Annotated in this window: 14 protein-coding genes; 9 read left to right on the top strand and 5 right to left on the bottom strand. The window is 70.6% G+C overall.

Annotated elements, in window-relative coordinates; all coding sequences use genetic code 11:
• Positions 1-16: 16 nt before the first annotated feature.
• Both ACFYTT_RS02070 and ACFYTT_RS02065 read right to left on the bottom strand, forming a co-directional pair.
• Positions 17-1,369 (bottom strand): glycosyltransferase family 2 protein, encoded by a 1,353-nt coding sequence (locus ACFYTT_RS02070; protein ID WP_357215017.1) that lies wholly within the window; start codon positions 1,367-1,369, stop codon positions 17-19.
• Between the two features lie 119 nt (positions 1,370-1,488).
• Positions 1,489-1,695 (bottom strand): hypothetical protein, encoded by a 207-nt coding sequence (locus ACFYTT_RS02065; protein WP_131052337.1) that lies wholly within the window; start codon positions 1,693-1,695, stop codon positions 1,489-1,491.
• Between the two features lie 425 nt (positions 1,696-2,120).
• On the opposite strand from ACFYTT_RS02065, the gene ACFYTT_RS02060 reads away from it, so the two are divergent.
• Positions 2,121-2,678 (top strand): TetR/AcrR family transcriptional regulator, encoded by a 558-nt coding sequence (locus tag ACFYTT_RS02060; protein ID WP_387257202.1) that lies wholly within the window; start codon positions 2,121-2,123, stop codon positions 2,676-2,678.
• A complete protein-coding gene (locus ACFYTT_RS02055; RefSeq protein WP_387257198.1) occupies positions 2,675-4,234 on the top strand; it encodes an MFS transporter in 1,560 nt (519 codons plus the stop codon). The genes ACFYTT_RS02060 and ACFYTT_RS02055 overlap by 4 nt, the downstream gene beginning before the upstream one ends.
• Positions 4,235-4,251: 17 nt before the next feature.
• Here the strand turns inward: ACFYTT_RS02055 and aztA are convergent, their stop codons facing one another.
• Positions 4,252-4,890, bottom strand: coding sequence for a zinc ABC transporter ATP-binding protein AztA (gene aztA, locus ACFYTT_RS02050; protein ID WP_387257196.1), 639 nt, complete (start codon positions 4,888-4,890; stop codon positions 4,252-4,254).
• 50 nt (positions 4,891-4,940) lie between these two features.
• Between aztA and aztB the strand changes: the two genes are divergently transcribed.
• The 4 genes from aztB to aztD all read left to right on the top strand — a co-directional run bounded on the left by aztB (position 4,941) and on the right by aztD (position 9,168).
• Positions 4,941-5,819, top strand: coding sequence for a zinc ABC transporter permease AztB (gene aztB, locus ACFYTT_RS02045; protein WP_387257954.1), 879 nt, complete (start codon positions 4,941-4,943; stop codon positions 5,817-5,819).
• Positions 5,816-7,000, top strand: coding sequence for a hypothetical protein (locus ACFYTT_RS02040; RefSeq protein WP_387257193.1), 1,185 nt, complete (start codon positions 5,816-5,818; stop codon positions 6,998-7,000). The genes aztB and ACFYTT_RS02040 overlap by 4 nt, the downstream gene beginning before the upstream one ends.
• Positions 6,997-7,911: a zinc ABC transporter substrate-binding protein AztC gene (aztC, locus tag ACFYTT_RS02035; RefSeq protein ID WP_387257191.1), complete on the top strand. Its 915-nt coding sequence runs from the start codon at positions 6,997-6,999 to the stop codon at positions 7,909-7,911. Before ACFYTT_RS02040 ends, aztC begins: the two co-directional genes overlap by 4 nt.
• 78 nt (positions 7,912-7,989) lie before the next feature.
• Positions 7,990-9,168 (top strand): zinc metallochaperone AztD, encoded by a 1,179-nt coding sequence (gene aztD, locus ACFYTT_RS02030; RefSeq protein ID WP_387257187.1) that lies wholly within the window; start codon positions 7,990-7,992, stop codon positions 9,166-9,168.
• 126 nt (positions 9,169-9,294) lie between these two features.
• Here aztD and ACFYTT_RS02025 read toward each other — a convergent pair whose 3' ends face one another.
• Positions 9,295-12,681 carry a S8 family serine peptidase gene (locus ACFYTT_RS02025; RefSeq protein WP_387257185.1) on the bottom strand — a complete coding sequence of 1,129 codons (3,387 nt, stop codon included), beginning with the start codon at positions 12,679-12,681 and terminating at the stop codon, positions 9,295-9,297.
• A 798-nt stretch (positions 12,682-13,479) separates the two neighbouring features.
• On the opposite strand from ACFYTT_RS02025, the gene ACFYTT_RS02020 reads away from it, so the two are divergent.
• The 3 genes from ACFYTT_RS02020 to ACFYTT_RS02010 all read left to right on the top strand — a co-directional run bounded on the left by ACFYTT_RS02020 (position 13,480) and on the right by ACFYTT_RS02010 (position 14,597).
• The gene (locus tag ACFYTT_RS02020; protein ID WP_131053302.1) at positions 13,480-13,797 is read left to right on the top strand and encodes a MerR family transcriptional regulator; all 318 of its coding nucleotides are present in this window, start codon (positions 13,480-13,482) and stop codon (positions 13,795-13,797) included.
• A gap of 28 nt (positions 13,798-13,825) precedes the next feature.
• Positions 13,826-14,194, top strand: coding sequence for a VOC family protein (locus ACFYTT_RS02015; protein ID WP_131053303.1), 369 nt, complete (start codon positions 13,826-13,828; stop codon positions 14,192-14,194).
• A 115-nt stretch (positions 14,195-14,309) separates the two neighbouring features.
• Positions 14,310-14,597, top strand: a complete 288-nt coding sequence (locus tag ACFYTT_RS02010) for a hypothetical protein (RefSeq protein WP_236145740.1) — start codon at positions 14,310-14,312, stop codon at positions 14,595-14,597.
• Between the two features lie 62 nt (positions 14,598-14,659).
• Here ACFYTT_RS02010 and ACFYTT_RS02005 read toward each other — a convergent pair whose 3' ends face one another.
• Positions 14,660-15,493 carry an NAD(P)H-binding protein gene (locus ACFYTT_RS02005; protein WP_387257181.1) on the bottom strand — a complete coding sequence of 278 codons (834 nt, stop codon included), beginning with the start codon at positions 15,491-15,493 and terminating at the stop codon, positions 14,660-14,662.
• Between the last annotated feature and the right edge of the window lie 44 nt (positions 15,494-15,537).

Here is a 15,537-nt window from a genome sequence, read left to right as displayed (position 1 = left end):
CGTCGTGGGGTCGGCGTCACTCGGCCGGGAGGGCCGGTGGGACGCGCGGGCGCAGGCGCAGCACCGTACCCAGGCCCTCGACCTCGCCGACGGTGCTGTCGAACGCGGTCCGCAGGACGCGGGTGAGATAGCCGAAGGTGGACATGTCCGGGTCGACCGCCTTGGCGAGTTCGGCTCCGGTGTCGACCAGATGGACCTCCCCGGCGAGGGCACCGCCCACGTTGACGAACTGGCAGAACTCCTCCCACCTCAGGTAGCGCCAGAAGTCGACGCTGACGACCGCGTCGAGGCTGCCGGGCGCGATCGGCGGGTCCATGCCGATCAGGTGGTGGTTGGTGGCGCTGACCGGAACGGAGAAGTCGAAGGTCACGGCCCCCTCGGGCAGCGTCGTCCGGTCACTGCCCGTGCCGACCCAGAGCACCCGCTCGCCCGGCAGCTGCGGGGTGAGAAGCGCGACGGCGGTTCCGATCCGGCAGGCCGACCGGGCCAGGCAGTCGGCGATCGCTGCCCGGTAGCCCACCACCCGCTCCGCCGAGTCGTAGACGTCCAACATGCCGAAGAACTCCCACTCCAGGATGAGGTACTTCTCGGCGGCGAGACTGCGGTTGGTCCCGAACTCCTGCCAGTTCCGGTCGACGTTGCGGTGATGGGGCAGGTGGTAGGCGGCAGCCGCTTCGTCGAAGGCGAAGTTGCGGTCGTGCAGGCCGAGGTGTTCGTGCACCCGGTAGAACAGCTCGATGTCCTCCAGCCCCCAGCGCAGGCCGAACCGCTCGTCGAATCCGCCGACCGCGTCGAACAGCGCTCGGGAGACCGAGACGTTGTGGGTGTAGGCGAACATCCATCCCGCCTGGAGCCATTCCTCCCCCACCGGGGCCACTCCGGCCGGGAAGCGCAGGTCACCGCCGCCGTCGGCACGTCGGTGCGGCACCGGAATGGTCGGCTCGCCGGCCAGCGCGGCGTTGACGTACGGCAGTCCCAGTTCGTCCCGCCGCCCCAGCAGGACCGCGGGGCGGCCCGCGCCCCGGTGGTGCACCAGGTGCCGTTCCACCAGCTCGGGTGTGGCGTACGAGTCGGAGTCGAGAAAGAGCAGCAGGTCGGCCGAGGCGTGCCGCACCCCCGCGTTACGTGCCGCCGCCCGGCCCTGCCGCTCGGGCAGTTCGACCAGCCGTAGGTTCAGCCCCTTGCCGGCATCGGCCACGTCGGTGTACTCCCCGCCGTCACCGCCGTCGCGCACCACGATCACCTCGAACCGCTCCGGTGCCAGGCTCTGCCGACGCAGCGACCGCAGCGTCAGCTCCAGACACTGGGCGTCCTCGTACGTGGGGATCACCACGCTGATCTCGACGCCGGTGTTCACCTCGGAGGTCATTCCTGAATCCCTTCCCGGATCCGCACGTACTGGCAGGGATTGGGGCGTCGACGTCGACGTCGACGCCCCAACCGGGCGCTGGACCACCGCGTCGCGGCTGACCAGCGCCCGCTACCCGATCAGTGGCAGTTGACGCAGCACCAGCTGATCGGTCGACCGCCGCAGCCGCAGGAACCGCCGCCGCAGGTCTTGCCGTCGCTCGCGCCCTCGGTCAGGACGACGCTGCCGACCGGCGCCACCGCGTACAGGCCGGTCGACTGCTCGTCGCCGTCCGCCCACGAGATGTCGGTGGCGTCCAGGTCGGACAGATCCAATGCTCCACTCATCACAAACTCCTTTCGAGTGAGGTGATCATCGCGACGAGTGTAGGGAGCGCTCCCAAAGTCGCTCCACTCAAGAAAGGTAACAGGACGGTAAACCACCGTTGACGTGTCTCTTTGTCGCACAATTCTCAGCGTTCAACCTCAGTTGAACAGGGCAAACGATGCTCGGCACCACTTGAACATGTCGCAATGCAATGACTTTGATCGATGTTTGCAGCATTCTTTCCGGGGTCGCACACATGCAAGGAGGGGACCCTTGTAATACACCAGGCGTTAGCCGGGGACCCCCCCTTTCACGCGCCGCCCCGTGCAGCGAGACGGGCCACACCGGGAAGGCGCGCGGCATCTAGTACGTTTGTACTTGTACGGACGTACTAGATGGAGAGGCTGAGCATGACCACCGGACGGCCCGCATGCGGGAAGCGCCCATGACCCCCCGACGGGATCCCGAGGGGCGTCGGCGCGCGATGCTCGACGTCGCCGCGCAGGAGATGATCGACAACGGCTGGGAGGCGCTGACCCACCGCCGGGTGGCCGAGCTGGCCCAGGTGCCACTGGGCGCCACCACCTACTACTTCGACTCCCTCGACGACCTGCGCACGAGTGCGTTGGAAATCGTCGTCGCCCAGGCCGACGAGGAGATCCGGCAGGTCGCGCAGGCCGTCCACGCCTGTGCGGGAAGCCCCGAAGGTCTTGCCGCGCTGTTCATGGAGTACCTGAGCGACCGCGCGCGGCTCAAGGCCGAGAACCTGCTCTACTACGCCGGCGTCCAGCAGCCCGAGTTGCGTCCGTACGCCCAGCGCTGGATCCGGGGCACGACCGAGATGCTCTCGGCGTACGCCACCCCGGAGGCCGCCCAGGCCACCGCCCTCTACCTGGACGGCGTCATCCTCTACACCCTGCTGCACGACCGGCCCGTCGACGAGCGGGCCCTGCGCATGGCCATCGCCGCCCTGATGGGGACGTCCCTCCCGGAGAACCAGTGAGTACGACGCACACCTCGGGCGCACCCGGGGCCACCGCAGGGCACCTGTCCCCCCGGCGCCGATGGGCCGCCCTGGCCGTGCTCTCCACCAGCCTGCTGGTGGTGGTCATGGACATGACCATCCTGAACGTCGCCCTGCCCGACATGGCCGCGGCGCTGTCGCCGACCGCCGCCCAGCAGCTCTGGATCGTCGACATCTACTCGCTGGTCCTGGCCGGGCTCCTGGTCAGCATGAGCACCCTGGGCGACCGGTGGGGTCGCCGCAGGTTGCTCCTGGCCGGATTCTCGGTCTTCGGTGGCGCGTCCCTGCTGATCCTGGTGGCCGAGTCGGCTCCGATGGTGATCGCGGTACGCGCCCTGCTGGGCGTGGGCGGGGCGATGATCATGCCGGCGACCCTGTCGATGATCCGGAGCCTCTTCACCGATCCGGCCGAACGCGCCAAGGCGCTCGGCATCTGGGCGGCGGTGGCCTCCCTGGGCGCGGCCGTCGGGCCGATCGTGGGTGGCGTACTCCTGGAGCACTTCGCCTGGCAGGCGGCGTTCCTGCTCAACGTGCCCTGGATGGTCGCGGCGATCGTCGCGGCGGTGCTGCTGCTGCCGGAGGCCCGCAACCCGAACCCGGGCCGCTGGGACGCGTTGGCCACCGTCCTGTCCATCGCGGGCATGACCGCCCTGGTGTGGAGCATCAAGCGCATCGCCAAGGAGGGGCCGACCGATCTGCTGGCGCTGGCGGCCCTGACGGCGGGGCTCGCCCTGCTGGTGTGGTTCGTGCTGCGGTGCCTGCGCAGCGATTCGCCGCTGCTGCGGGTACGCCTCTTCGGCGTCCCCTCGTTCACGGCCGGCACGTTGGCGGCGTTGTTCACCATGATGGCCATGGGGTCGGCACTGCTGCTCTCGGCCCAGTGGCTCCAACTCGTGCGGGGCATGTCGCCGTTGCAGGCGGGTGTCGCGTTGCTGCCGCTGGCCATCGCCGCGACGGTGGTCTCGCCGCTGGCACCGGCGCTGGCCCAGCGCATCGGCGCCCGTACCGTCCTGGTGGGGGGCCTGGCGCTGGCGGGCCTGGGTTTCGCGGTCCTGGCCGTGGCCCCCGAGCCGCTCGGCTACACCCCGGTCGGGATCTTCCTGGCCCTGCTCGGGGCCGGGATGGGCTCGCTGGCCATCGCCTCGGCGATCATCATGTCCGGGACACCCGCCGAGCACGCGGGCAGCGCCGCCGCCATCGAGGAGACCTCCTACGAACTGGGCGCGGTGCTGGGCGTGGCCGTGCTGGGCAGCACGGCGGCGGCGTTGTACCGCGCCGAACTCCCGGCCTCGGACCTGGCCGCCGCCGGGCTGAGTCCCGAGCAGGTGGGGGTGGCCCAGGAGTCGCTCGGTGGCGCCCTGCACGTGCTGGACGGACTGGGCCCGGCCGGGGCCGCTGCTGCCGCCCAGGCCCAGGACGCCTTCACCCACGGACTGATGCTGGTCGGTGGCATCGGCGCCGCGATCATGCTGGTGTCGGTGGTCGTGGTGTTCGCCCTGACCCCGAAGGGACTGGACGTGACCAAGGGCCACTGAGGGCCGGGTAGGGGTCGTCACCGGGCGATGGCGGTGCTGGTCATGGTGCCGTCGAGGTGGAACGTGCGGTCGGCGAACGCCGTCTCGGCGGGGTCGTGGCTGGCGACGACCACGGCCGCGCCGGTGGCGACGCGCTCGGCGAGCAGCTCGTGGACCCGCTGTCGGCTGTGCGTGTCGAGGGCGGTGGTGGGCTCGTCGAGGAGATAGACGTCGGCGTCCTGGACGAGCGCCTGGGCGATGAGCGTGCGTTGTCGCTGACCGCCGGAGAGTTCGCGCAGCCGTTGGCGGGCCAGGTGGGCGATGTCCAGTCGCTGCATGATCTGCGCGATCGCCGCACGGTCGTCGCGGCTGAGGCGGCGACGCAGCGTGAACCGCCCGATCTGAACGCATTCGGCGACGGTCAGCGGAGTGGCGTCGATGTCGCTGGTGCGCTGCGGCAGCAGGGCGAGGCGGGTGCCGGGCCGACGGTGGACGCGCCCCTCGGCCGGCTGCGCGACGCCGGCCAGCAGGTGCAGCAGCGTGCTCTTGCCGGAGCCGTTGGCGCCGGTCAGCGCGATCACGGCTCCGGATGCGACGCCCAGGTCGACATGGCGCAGGACGGGAACGTCGGCGTATCGAAAGCCGACGTTCTCGGCGGTCAGGACGTCGGTACCCACAGCAACCCCTTAACGGCAACGATTTTCGTTTCAGTATAGTCGGCCGGGTGATGTCGTCCCTGGTCGAACCGTTCACGGTGTCCTTCGTCGTCCGCGCGCTCGTCGGCGGCGTGCTGCTGGCCGGCGCGTGCGCGCTGGTCGGCGTCTGGGTGATCGCTCGTGGGATGACCTTCCTCGGCGAGGCGATGAGCCACGGCATGTTGCCCGGCGTGGCGATCGCGTCGATCCTCGGCGGCAACCTCGTCGTCGGCGCCGCCGCCAGCGCCTTCGCGATGGCGGCCGGGGTCAACGCACTCCGACACAGCCGCGAGTTCGGACGCGACACCACCATCGGGCTGCTGTTCGTCGGGATGCTCTCGGTCGGCGTCATCATCGTGTCGCACTCGCGGTCGTTCGCCACCGACCTGACGGCGTTCCTGTTCGGCGACGTGCTGGCGATCCGCTGGTCGGACCTGGTGATGCTGGGCGTCGCGGTCGCGGTGGTCGCCACGGTGACCGCCGCGTGCTACCGGCCGTTCCTCGCGCTGACCTTCGACCCCCGCAAGGCCCGGACCCTCGGGCTGCGCCCCGACCTGGCCAACGCGGCGATGCTCGCGCTGCTCACCATCACGATGGCAGTCGCCTTCAGCGTCGTCGGCACACTGCTCGCCTTCGGCATGCTGATCGCACCGTCCGCAGCGGCCATGCTCGTCGCCCGGCGGCTGCCCGCGCTGATGTTGGCCAGCTTCCTGATCGGCTCCGCCGCCACCGTGGTCGGCCTCTGGATCTCCTGGTACGCCGCGACCGCCGCCGGTGCCACGATCGCGGCCGTCACCGTACTGATCTTCTTCACGATTCTCGGCGCGCGGTGGGTCACCACCGAGGTGTGGCGTCTCCGGTCCCCGGTGCCCGCATCCGTCGCCACCCCCACGCTGGAAGGACGTCCGTGACACCAACCGACAGGCCGCTGGCCTGTGTCGTCGCCCTGAGCCTCGCGCTCACTGTGGCCGCCTGTGGATCGGATGATCCCCCGACGAGCGAGGAGACACCGCACGGCTACGTCGCCGGTGCCGAGGAGATGACCGAGGCCCAGTCGGCCATCGCGTACGCGACCCGTGGCGCCGGGCGACTGCACCTGCTCGACCTGATCACCGAGTCGGAGAGCGGGATCGACCTCCCGTTCGGCGCCGAACGGATCACCGAGGACGGTCGATTCGTCTACGTCGACGACGGTGACCGGCGGGTCGAGATCGTCGACACCGGGGTCTGGACGGTCGACCACACCGACCACGTCCACTACTACCGCGCGCCGGCACGTCCGGTCGGTTCGCTGACGCTCGACGCGCCGATCACGACGGTCGCCGGTTTCGAGGCGCACACCACCATCGGCACCGCCGACGGCACGGTCCTCGTGCTCGACCGACGCGCACTCGAAGCCGGCCAGGTCACCCGGCTCGCCACGATCCCCTCCGGCAGTGCCACGGCGCTCGCCGTGCCGTACGCGGAGCACCTTCTCGTCGCCGTCGGCGACGATCCGGGTCGGCCGGCGGACCGGATCGTCGCCATGGACGAGCGGGGCGAACCGACGGGCGGGCTCGACGTCGCCTGCGTCGCCCCGCGCGGATGGGCGGTGTTGCGCGGCGGCGCGGTCATCGCCTGTGCGGACGGTCTCCTCCGGGTGAAGCGCGACGGTGACCGGCTCACCGCCACCACGCTGGCCAGTCCCCGTGAGCCGGTCGCCACCGACGCGTTCGGATACCGACCGCGCAGCAACGAGGCGGCGGTCGCGGACCACGACGGGATCTGGTCGGTCAACGCGGCCAAGGCCACCCTGCGCTACCTGCCGGTGGACGACCGTCGGCTCGTGGCGGCGGCCTCGCCGGCCGACGGGAGCACGGTGCTGGCCCTGGACGACACCGGCACCCTGGTCAGCTACGACCTGGAGACCGGGAAGGTCCTGGCACAGTCGACCGTGCCGGCGACGAACCTGACGCTCGACGTCGACCGCGCCTACCTCACCGAGCCAGCGGCCCGGGTCATCCACGAGATCGACTCTCGTGACGGGCTACGCACCGCCCGGAAGCTGCGGGTCGCCGAACGACCGGATCTCGTGGTGGAGGTCGGCCGGTGAAGGCGCCCAGACTCCTGACGGCACTCGCCACGGTGGCCGCCCTGCTGGCCGGCGGCATCGCCTGCACCGGACCACAGCCGACCCGCATCGTGGTCACCACCAACATCCTCGGCGACGTGGTCCGCGAGATCGTCGGCGACCAGGCTCGGGTCAGCGTGCTCATGAAGCCGAACGCCGACCCGCACTCGTTCGCCGTCTCCGCCCGGGAGGCACACGCCATGCAGACGGCCGACCTGCTCGTCTACAACGGCCTCGGGCTCGAGGAGGGCGTGCTGCACCATGTGGAGGCGGCGAGATCCGAGGGGGTGCCCACGGTGGAGGTGGGTGCCCGGGTCGAGCCGATGGACTATCGGGACGGCGACGCCGCCGGCCTTCCGGATCCACACTTCTGGACCGACCCCGTTCGCGTCGTCACCGCGGTGCGGTTGCTGACCGAGGAAATCGTCACGCACGTCGACGGCGTGGACGCCGACACCTTCCGGCGGCGCGCCGAGTCGTACGCGAAGCAGGTCGGGGAGTTGGACGCGACGGTGGCGGCGCGTTTCGCCGGGGTGCCGGAGCAGCGCCGTGTCCTGGTCACCAACCACCACGTCTTTGGCTACCTCGCTGCGCGCTACGACCTCACGGTCGTCGGCGCGATCATTCCGAGCGGGACGACTCTGGCCTCGCCGAGCGCCTCCGACCTCGCCTCGCTGGTCACCGCCATCGAGACCCACCGGGTACCGGCCATCTTCGCCGACACCGCGCAACCCGCACGCCTCGCCGAGGTCCTCGCCAGCGAGGCCGGCATCTCCGTACGCGTCGTCGGGCTGTACTCGGAGTCGCTGAGCGACTCCGACGGTGACGCGCCGACCTATCTGGACATGATGCGTTTCAACGTCGACGCGATCATCGGTGGCCTGAGCGGCTGACCCCCGGCGCGACCCGTCCGGGTCCCCTCTGTATCGTAGTTGAAAATGGTTGTCACTTTCAGAAGGAGAGTAATCGTCGTGACTCGACGCAGTAGCCGTGGTCTGGCCGTGCTCATGGCCGCATCGCTGGCGCTCGCCGCATGCGCCACCGAAACCACCGGCGAGAGCGGATCACCCGCACCGTCGCCCAACGGATCGGTGCCGGATCCGGTGGCGATCACCTACGACGGCGGCATCTACGTCCTCGACGGTGAGACCCTGCGGGTGGCGCACACCGTCACCCTCGACGGGTTCAACCGGGTCAACCCGGCCGGCAACGCCACCGGTGTCTTCGTCTCGACCGAGGCCGGCTTCCAGGTGCTCGACGCCGCCGCCGGCACGATGACCGACATCACCTACCCCGGTGCCAAGCCCGGCCACGTCGTCCTGCACGGTGACCGCACCATCCTGTTCACCGACGGCACCGGCGAGGTGCACAGCTTCGTCTCGGCGGACCTCGCCGACGGCAAGCCCGCCGGGCGGCAGTACAAGACCGCACAGCCGCACCACGGCGTGGCGGTCGAACTGCGCGACGGCACCCTCGTGGTCACCCTGGGCACCGAGGAGTCCCGGCCCGGCGCGATCGCGCTCGACAAGGACGGCAAGGAGATCGCCCGCAGCGAGGAGTGCCCCGGCGTACACGGCGAGGCCGTCGCCCAGGGCGAGGTCGTCGCGTTCGGCTGCAAGGACGGCGTCCTGCTGTTCAAGAACGGCGCGTTCGTCAAGGTTCCCAGCGACCGGGCGTACGGTGCCGTCGGCACCCAGGCCGGCAGCGGTGAATCGCCCGTCCTGCTCGGCGACTACAAGATCGATCCGGACGCCGAGCGGGAGTTCCCGGAGCAGTTCGCGCTCATCGACACCGCCGCGAACGCCCTGAAGGTGGTGCCGATGCCCGAGGGCGTCAGCTACAGCTTCCGCTCCCTGGCCCGGGGCCCGAAGGGCGAGGGCCTGATCCTCGGCACCGACGGCAAGCTGCACGTGGTCGACCCGGCCACCGGCACCTTCGCCGCCTCGTGGCCCGTCGTGGCCGCGTGGAAGGAGCCGATGAACTGGCAGGAGCCCCGTCCCGCCCTGTTCGTGCGCGGCGACACCGCCTATGTCACCGAGCCCGTGAGCAGGAAGGTGCACCGGCTCGACCTGACCACCGGCACGATCGTCGGCTCGGTGGAGCTCCCGTCGGCCCCGAACGAGATCAGTGGGACGCTGTCCGCCCACTGACCGCAGCGCTGTGGTCCGAAGCAGCAGCACTGTGCCGCCCGGTCGGATCGACCGGGCGGCACGGGCGCTCTCGGCTGCCGGGTCGGGCCGGTGAGGCCCGGCGCGGCAGCCGAGGTCAGCCCAGCATCACCCGTTGCGCAGCCGGTACGCCCGGATGATCGTCTGGTCGAGGCTGTTGCCCGCCCCGTCGGTCGCCGAGGCACGCAGCGACACGAACCCGCCGGAGCGGGGGTGCTGGACCGTCGCGGTCAACTTCGTGCCGGTCGACCGGACCGTGGCCGGCTGCCAGGTCTTTCCGTCGTCGTAGGAGACCTGCACGGTGACCTTTTTCGGCGTCACCGCGACTCCCTCGTTGCCGAGCACGCGCAGCGGGATGTCGAGGCGCTTACCGGCCGGCGCGGCGGCGTCGCGGTCCAGCTTCGGATCGAACCGCACCACCATGACCGGCAGGCGTTCCCAGTCGTCCCCGGCCGGCCGCGCGGACCGGAACTGCCAGGTCAGAGCGACCTCGGTGGACAACTCGGTGAAGCTGCGCCGGGAGGAGGTCTCCAGTCGGTACGACGCCGCTTCCGGCGGCACCTCGAAGAAGCCGAAACCGGCGTCGAGCGCCCCGATGTACTCCTCGACCAGCTCGTCGCCCCGGTACAGCGCGGTGCGTCCGCTGTCCCCGTTGGAGACGCCACCGTGCCCGGCCGCGTCGCCGTGCAGCGGGATGTCGATCCGCATGAAGTCCTCGATACGGCTCGCGCTGCTGAACGGGGTGTCGTTGCGTAGCAGGGTCGGCCCGATCGGTGCGGCGTTCCAGACGTCCCGGTAGCTGCGGCCGGCCCGGTATCGCTCCGACGCGCCGTAGAGGATCTTCCGGAACTCCTCGTCGAGTTCCCCGTCGCCGCTCTGCGCGACACTGACTGCGCCCGACCAGGCGGAGTCCGTGGTGCTGTGGTATTCGGTCCAGGCGTCGCCGACCGGCAACGACGCGCTCGCGGTCCAGCCGTACACCCCGTCGAACTCCGCCGACATGCTCCGCTCGATCATGTCGCCCAGGCGTTCACCGCGCAGTTCGTGCCGTACCGTGGCCAACTCCGCGCGCCGCACGTCCTTGCGGTAGCCGGTGGGCAACCGGCCGGGGAATCCCTCACCCAGGTGATAGATGTACGGGCTACCGGCGAAACCACCGTCGCCGTCCGGCCTGGCCCACTGGTGTGCGACGAAGCCGCTGATGTGATCGTGGGTCGCCCGGTCTCCGAGTTGGGCCGTGTAGAGGCCGTCGAAGCCGCCCGCCCACACGTCGATCTTCGCCGGTGAGTTCTCGTACATGTCCACCAGCACCCCGGCCTGCACCAGCACCGGGCGGGCGGTGCGTTCCGGCACCGTCGCCGTGATCCGCTTGCCCTTCCGGGCGTCCAGCGTGACCGTCAGGTCCCGGTTCAGGTCGATCTCCGGGCGGCTCAGCACGGTGCTGCGCTCCCGCTCGCCGAACTCCTCGACGAGGCCGGTCACGGCGTAGCGGCCGGTGGGGATCCGGATGGTGGCGGGTCCGCCGGACGTGCCGTCGAGCGCCTCGTACGCCGGGCCGTCGATCCCGTTGACCAGCGTCCAGTACGTGTCGGCCGCCGCCCCCGTCGAGTCGAGGTGCCGGACGGTCAGGTCGTAGCTCTCCACCTCGCGGTGCACCCCGACCGGGACGACGGTACGACGTTGACCGGCGGTCGCGACCAGGTGCCCGCTGTAGTAGCCGTCCACCCCGTCGACGCTGGTGTCGACCGTGGCGGCCACCTCGGCGGTGCCACCGGCCGCCACGGTGACCTGCGGCGCTGCGGTGCGGAACATGCCGGCGGGGGCGGCCTTGCCGTCCGGCCCGATGATCTGCCAGGTCAGGTCGAGGGTGAGCGGCTCGCTTCCGTCGTTGCGCAGGGTGACCGTCCGGGTGATCGGGTCGTCGTCGTGGTGCGGCCACCGGGTGCGGCCGTACGACACGCTCGGCGGATCGGCGGTCACCGCCTGCCCCACGGCACGCGCGACGTCGACCAGACCCGATCCCTGCTGGTAGGCGGTGTCACCCGGCCGGGGGTTGGCCGAGCCCATCAGGGTGGACTTGAGGCGCGTCGCGTCCCAGTCGGGGTGCTGCTGCGCGAGCAGCGCCGCCGCGCCCGCCACGTGCGGCGCGGCCATCGAGGTGCCGGACTCGGCGACGTAGTGCTCGCCGACCGGTACGCCCATCACGCCCTCGGCCGCCCGCGCGGCGACGATGCCGACGCCCGGCGCGGTGATGTCCGGTTTCACGGCGTCGTCACCGACCCGCGCGCCCCGGCTGGAGAAGTCCGCGAGACTTCCGTCCCGGTCGACCGCCCCGACGGTGAGCGCGGCGTCCGCGCTGCCCGGCGAGCCGACCGTACGGTCGCCCGGTCCGTCGTTGCCGGCGGAGACCACGAAGAGGGCGCCGGTCTGGGCGGTGAGCGTGTTCACCGCCTCCTCCATCGGGTCGATCTCCGGCCCGTCCCACCCGCCGAGGCTCATGTTGATGACCGTGGCCTGCTTGTCCACGGCCGCCCAGTGCATCCCCGCGAGGATCGCCGAGTCCTCGCACCAGTCGTCGCAGACCTTGGCGGAGACCAGGTCGGCGTCCGGCGCCACACCCCGGTACGTGCCGCCGGAGGCGGTGCCCCGGCCGGCGATGGTCGAGGCCACGTGCGTGCCGTGCCCGTACCGGTCGACCGGATCGGTGCCCGGCACGAAGGTGACCGCCTCGCTCACCGCGTCGGCCAGGTCGGGGTGGGTCAGGTCGACGCCACTGTCCAGGACCGCCACGGTCACTCCGGCTCCGGTGAAGCCCGCCTCGTACGCGGCGGGCGCGCCGATCTGCCGTACACCCCGGTCCACCGCCGGCCGGCGCCTCCCGTCGAGCCAGATCCGCTCGACGCCGGGAATGCGGTCGGCCGTCTCCGGTCCGCCCCCGGTCAGCGCCGTCCAGACGTCGGCCAGGTCGGTCTTGTCCGCGCTGACCGCGACGCCCTCGATCGCCGGTAGCGCCCGGTCCACCCGGACCTCGCCACCGGGCACCGGCGAGCCGCCGCGCCGGGCCGCCGCCCCGTCCGGATACGCCATGATCATCGGCAGCCGGTCGCGCGCGGCGTCGTGGTAGCCGTACTCGATCAGCTTGCTGACGTTGAACAGTCGCCGGTCCAGCACGCCGGAGGCGATCAGCGGCACCGCGTCCACGGGTACGACGTGCAGCTCACCGTCGATCTGGTGGGACCGGAAGCGGATGTCCGCACGGTCCTTCGCCGGACGGATCGTCACGCGGCCGCCCCGGTCGACGGTGATCCGGTCCCCCGTGATCAGCGTGACCGTGGCCGGTTGGTGGCCGGCCCCGGCCGGCGACCCGCCACTGCGTCCGGTTCCGCCGTCACCGGGCGCACCACCGCCGCCCGGCGCAGCACCGCCGGGTTGCCCCAGCCCCAGCACGAGAGCGGTGGCCAGCCCGGCCGCACCGATCCGTTTGAGTCCCCTCATCAGACCTCCACATCAGACGATCACGACGTAGAAGCATCATCCGGACCACTCATCAGATTCCTGTTAGGACAGGAAATCTGCGGGCGCGAGGGGGCACGGTCCGGTGGCGTGGCTGGTCATGGAACGGTGATGGATCCGCCCGCATCCAAGCGTTCCTCGACGAGCTCCTCCGGTCCCGCGTGCCCCGCGCTTTTCCGCACTGACCGCGATACCGCAATGCCGGACCGTGACCGAGAAAATCTATGCCCGAAGCGCTAGACATTCGCTCCAGGCTTGGCTAGTGTTCCTGGTGTTGAGAGATGAGGTCCGAGAAAGACGCAGACGACCAAGACCGAGCATCACGCAGGGCCCGGACGTTCGCGGCTCGCTCGGCAAGCGGTGCAAGGACCTGCAACCGCAGCAGTAACCTGACGAGATTCCAGGTCAGGGCAAGACGGGCAGGGCACTCCCCAGCCCGGCAGGACAGCTCGCCGCACGTGTGCGGGGCCATGAAGTCGCGTGGGCTCCGACACCGGCGGGCAGCACGACACATGTGGAAGCAGAGGAAAGGGAGGGCTGAACACCGTTGGATCGCCCGCTGCCAGGACACAGATGCAACTCTGGCGCGGACACCGCAGTTTCCATCGAACGAGAGGTGGTCTCCGGTCACGCTTATGCGATCCTCGCACCCCACGCCTCTGACGGCGTCAGGTGCGGACACGACAACCCGACGAATCAGTCGGTAGATGGTGTTTCCAACCCGTAACCCCGGGCCCCGGCGCTGACGCGCCGGGGCCCTCGTCATGGAGAGATTCGTATATGGCCCAACCCGATGACATGTTCGGCGACGACGACTACCCCGCCTACACGATGGGCCGCGCTGCGGAGATCACCGGCGCCTCGCAGGACTTCCTGCGCCGGCTCGACGAGGCGAAACTCATCGCCCCGTCCCGGTCGGCCGGTGGGCACCGCCGCTACTCCCGCTACCAGTTGCGGCTGGCCGCCCGGGCGCGGGAGATGGTCGACCAGGGCACTCCGCTGGAGGCCGCCTGCCGGATCATCATCCTCGAGGACCAGCTTGAGGAAGCCCGCCGGCAGAACGAGACGTACCGGCGCCAACAGGAAGCCGGCACCTGAGTCGTACCGGTGTGAAGTAATGGTGGGCATGTCTCAGCAGACCTCGCACCGGCACCATGCCATCGACTACGTCGAGCTCACCGTCACCGACCTGACCGACGCCAAGCGTTTCTACGCCGACGCGTTCGGGTGGCGGTTCACCGACTACGGGACCGCCTACGCCGGAATCCACGGCGCGACGCCCGGATCCGAGGTGGGCGGTCTGCGCCTGGACCAGCAGGCGCGGACCGGCGGTCCGTTGGTGCTGCTCTACTCGACCGACCTGGACGAGAGCGTCGAGGCCGTCCGGAAGGCCGGCGGTGAGGTGGTCGAGGGGCCGTACGACTTCCCGGGCGGTCGTCGCTTCCACTTCACCGACCCGAGTGGAAACGAGCTGGGCGTCTGGGCCGAGGCGTAGGGGCTACGCGGACAGTGACGAGAGGTCGGTCGGGCCGGCCGGTCCTCTCGTCGTCGGCGGCACGCCACGGCGGGAGGGGCGCAATCGGGACCGGTCCCGGATACCCTTGCCGCATATGGCTACTTATCGCAGCGCCTCAGTGCTCCTTTCCGCAGACGGCACCCGGACCCCCGGCACCGCCGCGCTCTTCGCCGAGCCGGCCCGCAAGGGTGGGATCCCGCCGTGGGCGGGTGACTTCCGGCCGGCCAACAGCGCCGGCAACGGCCCCAAGAACGCGGTCGGGAAGACCTTCACGTTGGAGCTGCCCGACGGCAGCACCGGCACGGTCGTGGTCCAGGGCCTCAAGCGCGGTAAGGGGGGCGTCGTCCTGGCGCTGATGGGCGAGGACGCACCCCCCTTCTGATCACGGAGACGGATCGCCGCCGCCTGCTGACAGCACCGGTGACAGCCGGCGGCGGCGTTTCGTCACGACCAGGCGCCGGCCGCTGCGGCCCGCTCGGCGTAGGTGTCGAAGTGGATCGGTTCGCGCCCGAGGAGCCGCCGCACCGTGTCGGTCGGCGGGGCGAGGTACCCGGCCCGCATTCCGGCGAACATGCTGTTCAGCGCCGTCGCGTCGGCCTCCGACCAGCCCTCGGCGAGCCCCTCGCTCCGGTACTCCTCCGGCGTCAACTCCACGTACCGGATCGATCGGCCGGACGCCTCGGCGATCGTCGCCACCGCCTCGGCGAAGGTGAGTGCCCGCGTGCCTGACAGCTCGTACACCTGCCCGTGGTGGCCGTCCTCGGTCAGCAGGATCGCCGCGACGTCGGCGATGTCCTGGACGTCGATGAAGGGTTCCGGAGTCGCGCCCATCGGCAGGGCGAGGCGACCGTCGACCAACGGTTGGCGCCACAGGTCCTCGTCGAAGTTCTGGTGGAAGTTGTTCGGGCGGATGATCGTCCACTCCGCGCCGGAGTCGCGTACCGCCTGTTCCGCGCCGAGCATGCTCGGCGAGAAATCGGGGTCGAGCTTGTCGATGCCGCGTCCGCTGAGCGCCACGAAGCGGCCGACACCCCACGTCACCGCCGACGACACGAAGTCGTCGGCCACCGCCGGATCCGCCGGAGCAATCAGGTAGACGGCCGACGCTCCCGTCACCGCCGGCTGCCAGGTGTCCGGCTGCGTCCAGTCGAAACGTACCTCGCCCGAACGGGAAGCGGCCCGCACCTGCTCGCCGGACGCCCGCAGCGCGCGTACCAGTCGACGTCCGGTCTTCCCGGTCCCCCCGATGACGAGGATCTCGTTCGTTTCTTTCGTCATGTCCACGAGTCAACCCGCCCGGCCAGCGGCGGGACATGGCTCGT

Origin of the sequence: Micromonospora sp. NPDC003816 (assembly GCF_042874705.1) — a bacterium.
Taxonomy (GTDB): Bacteria; Actinomycetota; Actinomycetes; order Mycobacteriales; family Micromonosporaceae; genus Micromonospora.
Note: the sequence above shows the minus strand (reverse complement) of the source record. Positions and strands in the feature narration are given on the sequence as shown.